Origin of the sequence: Blautia sp. MSK.20.85 (assembly GCF_013317245.1) — a bacterium.
Taxonomy (GTDB): Bacteria; Bacillota; Clostridia; order Lachnospirales; family Lachnospiraceae; genus Blautia_A.
Map to the genome: position 1 here is coordinate 1 of NZ_JAAIUN010000014.1, position 12,278 is coordinate 12,278.

Below are 12,278 nucleotides of genomic sequence, written 5' to 3' on the forward strand. Positions count from 1 at the left end.
TAAGTCCCACCCACTGCTTATTGCTCCTCGCAATTGAAGCAGGGGACTTACTTGATTCGGTTAAAATAAAACTTGATAAGTCAAGAATCAGACATTATGAAGGGACGATAGATGGAGAACGTATGAAAGAACTGGGAGAAAAGATATGAATTCATTCGTTAAAGCGACAGCTCCATACTCCGATTACATTTGTATAAAAATATACGATAAGACCAGATGTAAGTGCATATACTACATTACATGCAACATCTCCCATACCATAAGCTATTTTTTCTGATATGCTTGTCTTCATATGCATTCCCCACTTATTTTCCATTCCGCTTATTTAAATCCTCAATAATCTGCGGATACATTTTATCAAGTTTGTAAAATCTTAACAATATAATATTCAGTACTCCAACAACAAACGGAACCGCAATAAACAGCAGTTTAATTGCAAATACTGCGGATCCTGCCTGTGTATCTGCAAATGACAGTGTTCCATCATATTTGCTGAAATTGAGTACCCATCCAATGACCGCCGTAACAATACCTGCTGCGATTGTTCCTACAAATCCCTGCATACTAAATGTCAGACCTTCAACACGAATTTTCGTTTTCCATTCCCCATATTCAACTGCATCACTTACCATCGCAGAAGACACTGCAAGCAAGAAGCAATATCCTATTCCCCTCATAGCAGCTGTAATAATCAGTACCGTTGTATTTTCTGTAAATGGTAACAATATCACATAGCTGACACAGATAATAATCCAGCCAAACATCGTAGTCTTTCCTTTTCCATACTTCTTCACAACCAGATGTACAAAGAAAAAGGTTACAATTGCAGGAACTATATAAGCCGTATTCAATACACTAATCATACTGCTATTATGAAGAACCGCTTTACTATAATATGTATTTACCGTACTAATAGCTTGGAAGAATATATTAATACAAATAGATATCACCATCAGCATATGCCAGTATTTATTTTTCAGCACTGCTTTTACTCCGTCAATAACACGAATCTTTTCTGTCTTCTCTTCTTCATTTTCATGAATTCTCTCTTTACACCCTGCAAAACATAAAAAGAACAGAATTGCTGCAATAACTCCAAATATTCCATATACGATACTCCACGCTTTCTTTTCCCCCACATACTCTGTCATAAAGTTTACCAATGGGAGTGTTCCTGCTGTAACAAGGAGACTTGCAATCTGTCTGTATAATAGAACATCAGAAATGTTCCCATAGATGCCCAGATAATATTGCTTGCCGCATCACCGCAGCCATAAGCCATCTTTTCTTTTAGGGCAAGTTTCTTTCCTATTGTATCCATCACTTCATTCCTCCTATCCGACATTCATCACATTCTTTTCATCTGATACAACACACAACCATGACTATCTACTTCTTCTGCTGCTTCAGTTGCTTTTTTGCCGGACCAGATTTCTTTTGCATCCTCTTTGATATATATTTCTGCTAATTTATCAGGAATTTCTTTCTTTTTATCCGATACATTAAATATTGCAATATATGTATTCTCTTCGTTTTCTCCTGACCAGACAATCCATTCATCGTCTCTGTACTCTTGTCTCTGTCCATCCAGTGTACGATGCATCTCGTTTACCTCTGTATTTGTTAACAATGAGAGCGTCCACTCATCCAAATCAGCTAGTTCTCCGCCATACATCAGTGGTGACTGAAAGATAGACCACAATGTGATCATTGTCTTTTGTTCTGGCTTTGTAAAGCAGGTCATACGGTCTGCCTTTCCACGTTCACCTGAGCGGATTCCAATATGCCCCAATGGAAGCATGTCACAATCAGGCCAGTTTCCTTTACGAATAAATGGTGACCAATAATTACAGCGGTCAAACATATCATACAGCAATTCCCACTCATCCCAGAAATCATCTGTCAATCTCCACATATTTGCAGTTTTTTGAAGAAAACTTCCATCCTGCAGTCTTGCCGGTCCCGGCGAAAGGGAAAGTACAATGTCCCGTCCCGTTTTGTCGATAGCCTTTCGAATCCCTTCAATTTCCTTTCTATGTGAATCTCTGTAAATCGTTGAATATGCGATATCATCAACTTTAATGAAATCAACTCCCCAAGAAGCATACAATTCCATAAGCGAATCATAATATAACTGTCCTTCTGGAATTGACATATCCACTCCATACATATCTGAATTCCATGGACAGATACTGTTTATTGCAATCTGATCTGCTGTCTTATCCGTTCCTTTGATATGCATTCTTCCATGAACAGCCTGTCTTGGTATTCCCCTTAAAATGTGAATACCGAATTTCAACCCTAATTGGTGTACATATTCAGCAAGTGGTGCAAACCCAACTCCATCTGCTGAACTTGGAAAACGATTTTCAGCCGGAAGCACACGACTATATTCATCTATCTTCAAATCCGCAAACTTGCGATATGCTGCTGACTCAGCTCCTGGCTCGTACCACTGAATATCTACAACCACATAGTTCCATCCATATTTCTTAAGCTTTTCTGCCATAATATCTGCATTTCTTTTTACTTCTTCTTCTGTAACAGACGCTCCATATACATCCCAGCTGTTCCATCCTTTTGGTGGTGTTTTTGCAAATTCTAACATATCTCTTTCCTTACCTTTCCATTTTATTTTAGGGTGCACAAAATACAGGTCACCTTTTACAAACTGACTTCTTTCTTCTAATAACTATAGCTTTTTACTTTTCTGTGAATTTGAATCGATTCGTTTCCTGTCTGAATTTTTAGATTATTTTTGTCTTTTCTTTCTCTTGTCTACATTGATATCATATACTATAATCTTATTACCATGTTAGTCACTTTTGTTGGATAACTTATAAATTTTGTCGGAAATTGTAGTTTAATAAAAGCAAGAATTTTGTATCTATCGAATATAAATATACAAACTACCGAAAGGAGATCCTATGGAATTAGAAAAATTGAATCTGTACAGAGACACCAGCTGGAATGATATAAAACTTCGTTTCTGCGGTCATTCAGAATGTCTGCCGCTTCATTCCTACGGACCTGGAACAAGACCCTATTATCTCATGCATTTTGTTCTTTCCGGGAAGGGACGTCTTGTTGTTAATAAAACAGAATATCTTATTGAAGAAAAACAGATTTTTTTGATTGAACCGGATCAGATGGTCTTCTATCAGGCCGATAAGGAGAATCCATGGACTTATTCGTGGGTTGGCTTCAATGGCAAACTCGCTCCATACTTCATGCATCGTCTTGGATTCGGTTATCCGTCCCTCACAAAAGGACTTTCTACAGAAGTCTTTGAGGAAATCAAGGATCTCCTTGAGATTCTGATTTCCATAAAAAATGATAGTACAAAAAATGATCTGTATACCAATGGCATTCTTCTCCTTCTTCTTTCAAAAGTTGGTACTTTTATCGAGAACTCCAAAGAGCTTCCCGAAAGAAAAAGTCGTCAGAATTCAGAAAGTCATGTACAGCAAGCAATTTCTATTGTAGAAGATTTCTACGGACGAGGCCTGACAGTTCAGTATATTGCAGACAAACTGAATCTGAATCGATCCTATCTCTCAGAAATCTTTTCAAAGCAGATGGGTGTTCCATTGAAAAAATATATACTGGATTTTCGCATCACCCAGAGTGAAGAATTTCTTTTTACTTCTGACTGGTCCGTGGACTATATCAGTCAGATCTGTGGATTCAGTTCGCCTTCTTATTTTTCAAAAATATTTAAAGAATACCACGGAATTTCTCCTACAGAATATAGAAAAAACCGTCACAAACGCGAACGCCAAATTGTTCTGGTAAAATAAGGGGCTGTCGCATTAAGTATTAGTGCGTAGCTCCTTTTCTTGTGCAAAAAAATAACTGCCAGACCTCGAAAGAATCCAGACAGAAAAAGACGCAAGCCATATTCTTATGACTCACGCCTTTCTGCATAACTTACTTTTCTATTCTTCTGTTTCTAATTCCAATCTCTGTAAAATATCTCTTACAATACCTGCATCTTCAATCAAATTAATTCCAAAACATTTTTTACCTGCGTCCTTCAAAGACGCACCAACATGATATGCTTTCGTTTTATCAAGAAGTCAATCGGATATTCGCAATCCGCTTTCGCTACTTGCTCATAACCGAATAACTGCTCCGCAGTTTATCAGCAGGGGCTTGTACCCCTCCTGATATAAGTAAGTCCCACCCACTGCTTATTGCTCCTCGCAATTGAAGCAGGGGACTTACTTGATTCGGTTAAAAAACGATCATGAAATGCTCTTGTGTACTTCACATCCAGTTTAGGATACTGTGCATTAAAGTTATCTATATCTGTTTGAGATAATTTTGTCCGTTGCAGTGTATAAACTGTCACCGCCACATTTTCTTTCTTCTTTGACAAAATATTTAATGTTCCTACATCCACATATCCATCTACCAGAACAATTTCCGTTTCTGCCTTCTGAATCAGTTCTATTAGTAAACTGAACGCATCATATATCTGACCATCAAAAAATATCTTTTGATTAGACTCCTCATGATCTGATATGTACTCAAAAATTTGCTCCAGCTTTTCATCTGTCTTTTTCTGATATTCAAGTTGTTTTAACTCAACGTTACTAATCCTTTCAAACAAAAGTGCATTGTTGGCTATAAACCGTCTCATTTCTACGAATGCCCGCATAATACCTATGCTTACATTGATTGCCACCTCACTATGTAATACACTGGCTAGCATTGATATTCTCTGCTCTGTAAATACATACGGTAGCGTACGTCTGCCACCTCGTCCATCCTTTTTTCCTGACTCTTGTATTTTTGAGGTGCCAGATTGGCACTTCAAAGATTCTGCTTCTTCTGTTGTAATCTGAAAACAAAAATCTTCTGGAAATCGTTTTATGTTTCAGGATCACTTCTTCCCGTTCTCTGGCTGCCTTGTCTACTTCCAGAAGGTGCTTTCCAATTGTATCCTGTAAAAGCATCACCTGATAGGTTGAATTTCGATGGTTCTTCAGATAATCTCTGCGTAAGAATCCATATTTGCCAAGTTGCTCCATCTGCTCACCGGATTTATAAGTGAGATTCGGAATTTTGACCACAAATTTACGACATTTACGACAAATCTGGCACTGCTTTACAATACCAGACAAAATGACCTATGCCCTGGAAAGCCTGTAAAGCAGGCACTTCTAGGATACACAAGACAGGACAAAAATCGACTTCCATTGTCAAGAGGTGAGCGCTAATTTCACATTTTCCGTACATGGTGGCAGTTACTTTTTCATTCAACCTCTTCACATTTTCCCTTCACATTCTTCTCCACAGGTCTGACTGTTTTTTAACGCTATTATATAACTTCAGATTTTTCTTCCGAATCAGTACGGTGAATCTGTCGAATAATACATCTGATCGATACCGGGACGGTAATAAGGCAGGCTACCGCACCAGATAGCATGACTGCAACATCCTGGAATAGGAACTGGGAATTAAGAATGATCTCCAGGGTATATTGCTGTGTCTGAATGTATGAAAACAATAAAATAGTTCCTCCAAGATAAGCAAACAGCAGCGTATTTACCGTTGTACCGATAATTTCTTTCCCAACCTGATAGCCGGAAGCTGTAAGTTCTTTCGCTGTCAGACCGTTTTTATGAGTCCAGACTTCATATACAGAAGATGTTACAGATAATGCTGTATCGATAACAGCCCCAAGAGTACTGAAAACAGTTACAAATATTCCTACATGAAGCATGTTAATATGAAGGTCCGTACTGTAATAATACATAAAATCGTCTTCCGAAATCTGCAGCTCATTTAACCCGTAACTTCCTGATCTCCATGTAATAATATAAATAGGAATAAACAAAAGTAACATTACCAGCAGTGTAGCCAGAAAAGCCGCCCGCGTCTTTGGATTATTTCCGTTCTGATAAAACAGAGAAATATAACAAACACCTGCACCTGCCACCAATATCAGGAGCAGTACAGGAAAACCGGCAGACATCAGCATAATTGAAAAAAACAAAATTACAATATTCCCCGCCAATGTCATAATTGACATGGCTCCACGCTCTCCGCCAATCAAGATCACCAGAAAAATTAAAATCAATGCAAGAAAAATGATCATTCTCTGACACCCCTTTTCCGTGATGGTATTTTCATAATCACTGAAGCAATAAAAACAGATACCGGTATTGCCAGTACAATTCCAATACTTTCTATCAGAAAACGACAGATATCATATGGAATGTGGTATCTCACGATCGTTACAAAGCTTATATCATTATTCATCTTAAGTATGAACATGGGAATCATGCCGCTTGCCAGAACAAACAGCAGTACATTTATCATGGTTCCCATAATATCATATCCGATCTCACGACCGGAATGTATCAGTCTTCTCAGAGAAACCGATGGATTTTTCCGCACGATCTCTCCTACTGCTGCGCTGATCGTCACCGTCACATCCATAATTGCACCAAGTCCTGTCAGCATAATATCTGCCCAGAATATATCTGCTGAATTGCCTGTACTTCCAAGATATTCCAGATTGGAATAATCCAGATCTCCGTACATATAAATAGAAAATTCAAACAATGCCATGATCAGAAACAGAACACACAGTGTCGAAAGAACTGAGGAAAATGTTTTTCTGTGAATTCCATTTAAGCAGATCAATGTAGTCAGTGAAAAAAGAACTGCGATGACATTACAGATATTTAAAATATTTTTCCCCTCTGTAAAAGCCTGAAATCCATACGCAAATATGACCGTATTCAGTATCAGTGATATTATCGTGTAAAATCCCTGCTTTCCTGTAATGCAGATCAGAAGAAAAAATAATCCTCCTGCCAATAAGGCCAGATACCCATCCCTTTTTACAGAGCGTATCGTTTTTCCGGGGCTTTCCTTTGAACCGCTTAAAAGAACGGTGTCTCCTTTATGATATTTCTTGGTCTGAACCTGAGAAGATGTATATTCATTAGAGGCCGTTATTTTTTCCCCTTTATGCGAACCGTTTAATATCCGTGCCGTAATATTCTGAGTATAGTAATATTCTTTTGAGCCCCTGGTTCCTTCTCTGCTCAGAGTCTGTTTTTCTGTTACGGAACATATTTTTGCCAGCGGTGTATGATAAAATCGGGAATTACAGCAGGTAAACAGAACAAAAATAATATATATACCGGCTAAAAGATATTTTTTGTGAAATACGCAGGATTTCATTAACTTCATTCCCCCTGTAGAAATATTGCAATCGTAAATGCACTGACCTATTGCTTTTTATCGAAATAACATTGTACGCTTTTTGAAAGTATCGGTCAATATAAGGTATACAAAAAAACAGCAGCAGAACCGTTTTCACAATTCTGCTGCTGCCCCATAATTATTTTAGCAAATACCTGACTCCAAAAAAGCCATTATTTACAAAGCTCAGAAAATGCATCTGCAACAAACTGAACCTTGGTTCCGATGATAACCTGTACAGAAGTTTTTCCAGGTTTGATCACGCCTGCAACACCTGCAGATTTGATCACCTTATCATTTACAGCTGTAATATCCTTAACCTCAAGTCTCAGTCTTGTGATGCAGTTATCAATGCTTGTGATGTTCTCTTTTCCGCCACAGCCTTCAAGGATTTTTGCGGCAATAGCAGTATAATCATCATTTGCAAGTAATATGTTTTTCGCAGCCTCTTAACGCAAATAAAACTATCCTGTCAGGTACAAAGCTTCTCAACTTTGCAATTTGTTCAGGATAGTTTTATTTATTGAAAAAAATATTTAATTTTCGTCAGATATATTTTTATCTGATAATCCTGATCTGGCACGCCTCCATGGCTTTCAGTGCATTCTCATGACTCTCCGGTGTTACGCCAGCGCAGCATGTGGCATCAACACAGATCGGCACTTCCGGAAGGGATGCCTTGATCAGAAGAGCATTGGAGATTACACAGATGTCTGTGCAAAGTCCCACAAGAGTAATGCTTCCGATTCCCTGGTCTTCATTAAGTGTAACCAGTTCGCCCACCAGATCTGTTGAACCGAAAGTCTCTTTGTCGATCGGCTCTGTTTTTCTCAGTGCATCCAACTCTTTTCGGATCTGCCAGCCTTCGGTATCACGGATACAATGCTTAACCGGAAGGTTTTTCCCCTCCTGTGTTTCCAGATAATATGTCTCATGAGTATCCCTTGTGAAAAATACCTCTCCGTCAAAATTGCGGATCTTCTCTTCTACCTTCGGTACGATCGCAACCGCTTCCTTTGTGCCGAGGGCACCGTCGATAAAATCATTCTGCATATCTACTACGATAAGAATTTTTTTCATTTCCTGTCACCTCCCAATAAATTTCCTGAAAAACTCACACTCATCATCATTGCATCTTTTTGCATCCTCAGATCTCATATTGAGATGGAAAACATGCATCAGCTTCTCCTTCGGACTGCTGTATTCATGAAGCTCACAGAATACATTTTTCTCTTTCAGTTTCCCATACATATATGGTGCCTGTTTGCGTAAGAAATCACCTTCTGCAGTCATAACATATGCAGGCGGGAATTGATCTGTTATGTACAGATCAGAAGATATCCTTTTTAATTCTTCCGGAGTTCCTTTTCCCGGAAGATATTCCTCCATAAGCTGCCTGGTCATATCACTTGTGTCTTCCATGTTATACTGACCGCAGTTTAATGCCACAGCCTTTATCTTCAGTCCTTCCGGTACCTGGAAATCATATTCTTTTGCATACTCTGCATTCGTACAGATATCTGCATACAGTGAAAGAATCTGTCCACCGGCAGAATCGCCCACTGCAAAAAGATTCGCCACGTCCATGCCATATTTATCTTTATTATCAAGAATCCATGCAAAAACACTGTTCGTATCTTCCATAGGTGCCGGAAACTGATACTCCGGTGCCAGCCGGTAAGTGAAATTAACCACTGCAAAACCTCTCTGCGCAATACTCATACAATAATACTGATACAGCTCTTTATCACCATATACCCAGCCACCACCATGTACGCTGACGATCACCGGCAGATTTCCCTCTGTATCCTTCGGACGATATACATCCAGCACCTGCATGGCTGAATCTTTTCCATAAGCAATATCTTTATATCGGATCACATCATCCGGAGCTGTCAGACCTGCATCGCGGATATCATCGCCTTTTTTGAATTCCCGCCTTATTATGCTGCTCATTTTTTCCATTTTCGACACCTCTTTCATTTTTTTCTTAAGTATACCACAAAAAAAAGCCCTGCTCTCAAGTCTGGCAGCTTCTGATTTTCTTTTGCGCACATTCTTGATTGCAGGACATTTTCATTTTTTATTTAATTGTAGCCGTAGGGATTATTTACCTTCAGCGATATCCTTAGTGATCTTCAGGAATTTATCGATATCATCTGTTCCATGGCAATGGAGCGGAGAAACACGAAGTGCACCCTCAAGACCAAGAGTCTCAACAATACGTTTTGAATACGGGCTGCTCTTTACACGCTCGAACAGAGTAACTCCATGCTCAAGATATCTTCTTGCACACTCTGCAAATTCAATACCCTCGATACCCATGGCAACGATCAGATCCTTATAAGTAAGATCCTCCATATCCACATAAACCTGAACCCCCGGAATATGACGAAGCCCCGGAACCTTATCGGTACCTTCCAGCATACGGTACAGAAGCGCTCTCTCCTGAAGATGAATGTGATTCATACCCTCAACAAAAAGCTCACGCTTATTATATTTCTGTGCGGAATCACCCAGGAAATGCTTACCGATACTGCAAACATAATCAATAACCGCCATCATAGCCGCAAAGTTAGCCGGAGCCGGAGTACCAAGAGCCCATACATTATCATCCTTGCAGGTCAGCTTGATATGCGGCATCACAGCAACACGGTCAGAAACATAAGCATAACCGCAGCCACGTACACCAAAGAACTTATACGGTGCAAAGTTGCAGACATCCACATCCCAGTCCTCAACATCGATCACTGCATGAGGAGCATGCTGAACTGCATCACTTACAATGTAGATATCCGGGTTGATCTCTTTTGCACGACGGGCAATCTCCTTGATATCCATGATATTACCGGAAATATTGGAAGCAGCCATAATACTGAGAAGAACCGTATCCTTATCTACATACTTCATGATCTCATCCGGATCAAGGCCACCAGTCACCTTATTAGCCGGAACCTCACGAAACTCTCTGCCGGTCTTTTTACAGTAATACTCAACCGCATCATGAGCAGACGGATGCTCCAGAGCAGAAGTAACTGCGTTCTTACCCCAGTCAACACCTTCCATGATCGTACCAACCGCATGGAACATGGTCTGAGAAGCAGTCAGCTCAGTGATAAGCGCACCACTCTTTGCACCAAAAATAACCTCAAGGATCTCCTGCGTACCATTCTTCACATAATCCGCCAGATCAAAGCCCCTGCCACGAGCACGCTCCGGACAATCCGGAAATTCCTCGATAGCAGCCTTGGCCTCAACCGCCTTTTTAAGCCGCAGAGAACCACCGGAGTTCTCAAAGAAAAGTCTCGCGCCATACTGTGGATCCTTATCTGCATAATAAAACTGAGACTTCAGCTTCTTCTGATATGTATCTGAAAACAAAACGCCATGATTAAATTCCATAATAATATCCTCTCCTTCATCACATAAGCCCCGGCAACCCGGACAGCCAGCTATTCATGAACACTCTCATTTCATACGACTGTGTTCATTATATATCTCTCATCAGAAGATAGCATAACACATTTACAAATAGTTATAAAATGAATAATGTAACTGTATTATATTAACATTGTTTATATTTTAACACAGCATAGAAACTCTGTAATACCGTCAAAAAGCAATATACACTTTTTACATAACCACGAACATTACAAGTCTGCTTCTTCATATCGTTTCCTTATATCTCATCACATCCCACCCACCTGTCATCCCAGGCATCCAGTATTTATAATTTATACTCCGAATACAACTCCCGTCTCCTTTATCAGGCAGCCTGAAATTTTCGCTTTTCAAAGCTGAAGAAATTGTGAGGGGGAAAGCACTCAAAGTTGCGAAGCCCGCTTTTCCCCCTCACATTCCCCCTTTCCGGGCACGCAAATTGTTGTAGGTTGTGGAGATGTGTTCAGGTACTGGTGGGGCGATGGATGCTGCGGTATTGATTGTGTAACGTTGAGCCGATTCCTCTTTCTCCGGCCACAAGCAAACTCAGCCTTTCCTCCCAGCTATCCAGCGTAGCACTGATAGCTCATCCAACTCCCGAGCAGCCACACTACCCTACCGTCCTGAAAAGCCAGCCCGTGAGGCGTGTGCTGCCTGTCGCCGGACTCTGCAGGAGGGGAGCTGATTCTTGGCTGGCGGAAATCTGCGTTGTTTTACAAAAGTCCGCTGTCTGAGCGACGCGAGTTCGGACTTTTGTAAAACGCTTTTAGCAGATTCCCGGCAGCCTAGAAGCCAGCCCCCGACGAAGCCCCGGCGACAGGCAGCACACGCCTCACGGGCGTCCCTTTTCACAAAAAAAAGCCGAACCAGCCACATCCCGCAGCCAGTTCAGCTCAACCCATACAACTACAAACTCACTCACCATCAATCCAGGCAAGCAGCTTCCCGGTAAAAACCCTATTAAAGAAATGTATCACCGGTCCCAGCCCAAAAGCCGTCACCAGCGTACCAATACCCACAACACCACCAGTCAGATAACAGATCAGCGCACAAAGCACATCATTAGACATCCTGTGCCAGAAATAAGGAATCTTCGGCCATCTCTCTGTCATGATCAGCGAAAGACTATCATAAGGCGCAACCCCCTCATCCGGCATCTGATACATCGACAGTCCCAGACAGCAGATCACAACACCCACACACAGTGCCACCAAACGTACCGGCAGCGCCACAAGCTCCAATCCCAAAACACCAGTATAAATATTATAAAAGAAAGTAGTAATATAAGCCAGACAAACCGCATTCACAACCGTACCGATCCCCAGGAACCTTCTGCCAAAAGCAATCTCAATGATCAGCAGCACAATATTTACAATCAGCTGGAAATTACCATACGCCATACCAATCATATCCGCAACCGCCATATTCATTCCACTGAACGGATCCGTTCCAAGCCCGGCAAGCTTGAAAATTCCAATCCCCATACCTGCAAAAACATTTCCGATACACATGATCAGAACATGCTTCCAGTTAATGTTCTTCAAAAAATCCCCCATAAACCTCATACCTCATCCTCTCTGAAAATATTGTCAGGCAGATATCCACGATCCACC

11 protein-coding genes and 3 pseudogenes are annotated in these 12,278 nt (G+C 40.6%); 1 reads left to right on the forward strand and 13 read right to left on the reverse strand.

Going from position 1 to position 12,278, the window contains the following annotated elements; genetic code table 11:
- Positions 1–305: 305 nt before the first annotated feature.
- From G5B12_RS09380 to G5B12_RS09390, 3 genes are read right to left on the reverse strand one after another with little or no spacing between them, the layout of a single operon-like run.
- On the reverse strand, positions 306–1,163 hold the full coding sequence (locus tag G5B12_RS09380; RefSeq protein ID WP_174088097.1) for an MFS transporter: 858 nt from the start codon (positions 1,161–1,163) through the stop codon (positions 306–308).
- The gene (locus tag G5B12_RS09385; RefSeq protein ID WP_174088098.1) at positions 1,157–1,321 is read right to left on the reverse strand and encodes a hypothetical protein; all 165 of its coding nucleotides are present in this window, start codon (positions 1,319–1,321) and stop codon (positions 1,157–1,159) included. Before G5B12_RS09385 ends, G5B12_RS09380 begins: the two co-directional genes overlap by 7 nt.
- Before the next feature lie 27 nt (positions 1,322–1,348).
- On the reverse strand, positions 1,349–2,608 hold the full coding sequence (locus G5B12_RS09390) for a glycoside hydrolase family 27 protein (protein WP_117569647.1): 1,260 nt from the start codon (positions 2,606–2,608) through the stop codon (positions 1,349–1,351).
- A 319-nt stretch (positions 2,609–2,927) separates the two neighbouring features.
- Here G5B12_RS09390 and G5B12_RS09395 point away from each other — a divergent pair, with 319 nt between their 5' ends.
- On the forward strand, positions 2,928–3,800 hold the full coding sequence (locus G5B12_RS09395; protein WP_118071490.1) for an AraC family transcriptional regulator: 873 nt from the start codon (positions 2,928–2,930) through the stop codon (positions 3,798–3,800).
- A 138-nt stretch (positions 3,801–3,938) separates the two neighbouring features.
- Here G5B12_RS09395 and G5B12_RS18520 read toward each other — a convergent pair.
- The 10 genes and pseudogenes from G5B12_RS18520 to G5B12_RS09440 all read right to left on the reverse strand — a co-directional run.
- Positions 3,939–4,079: pseudogene (locus G5B12_RS18520) on the reverse strand (ORF6N domain-containing protein); the annotation flags it as partial.
- A gap of 65 nt (positions 4,080–4,144) precedes the next feature.
- Complete coding sequence (locus G5B12_RS09400) at positions 4,145–4,879, reverse strand: ORF6N domain-containing protein (RefSeq protein WP_432366502.1); 735 nt, start codon at positions 4,877–4,879, stop codon at positions 4,145–4,147.
- A 1-nt stretch (position 4,880) separates the two neighbouring features.
- A pseudogene (locus G5B12_RS18320) lies at positions 4,881–5,129 on the reverse strand (TnpV protein); the annotation flags it as partial.
- Between the two features lie 197 nt (positions 5,130–5,326).
- Positions 5,327–6,106 carry a YibE/F family protein gene (locus tag G5B12_RS09410; protein ID WP_118071491.1) on the reverse strand — a complete coding sequence of 260 codons (780 nt, stop codon included), beginning with the start codon at positions 6,104–6,106 and terminating at the stop codon, positions 5,327–5,329.
- The gene (locus G5B12_RS09415; RefSeq protein ID WP_118071492.1) at positions 6,103–7,203 is read right to left on the reverse strand and encodes a YibE/F family protein; all 1,101 of its coding nucleotides are present in this window, start codon (positions 7,201–7,203) and stop codon (positions 6,103–6,105) included. The genes G5B12_RS09410 and G5B12_RS09415 overlap by 4 nt, the downstream gene beginning before the upstream one ends.
- Positions 7,204–7,397: 194 nt before the next feature.
- Positions 7,398–7,655: pseudogene (locus G5B12_RS09420) on the reverse strand (PTS transporter subunit EIIB); the annotation flags it as partial.
- 127 nt (positions 7,656–7,782) lie between these two features.
- Positions 7,783–8,304 (reverse strand): cysteine hydrolase family protein, encoded by a 522-nt coding sequence (locus G5B12_RS09425; protein ID WP_118168463.1) that lies wholly within the window; start codon positions 8,302–8,304, stop codon positions 7,783–7,785.
- A gap of 6 nt (positions 8,305–8,310) precedes the next feature.
- On the reverse strand, positions 8,311–9,189 hold the full coding sequence (locus G5B12_RS09430) for an alpha/beta hydrolase (protein WP_118071494.1): 879 nt from the start codon (positions 9,187–9,189) through the stop codon (positions 8,311–8,313).
- Between the two features lie 141 nt (positions 9,190–9,330).
- Positions 9,331–10,626, reverse strand: coding sequence for an aminotransferase class V-fold PLP-dependent enzyme (locus tag G5B12_RS09435; RefSeq protein WP_021650073.1), 1,296 nt, complete (start codon positions 10,624–10,626; stop codon positions 9,331–9,333).
- 953 nt (positions 10,627–11,579) lie between these two features.
- Positions 11,580–12,221 carry a YczE/YyaS/YitT family protein gene (locus G5B12_RS09440; protein ID WP_174088099.1) on the reverse strand — a complete coding sequence of 214 codons (642 nt, stop codon included), beginning with the start codon at positions 12,219–12,221 and terminating at the stop codon, positions 11,580–11,582.
- Positions 12,222–12,278: the final 57 nt, after the last annotated feature.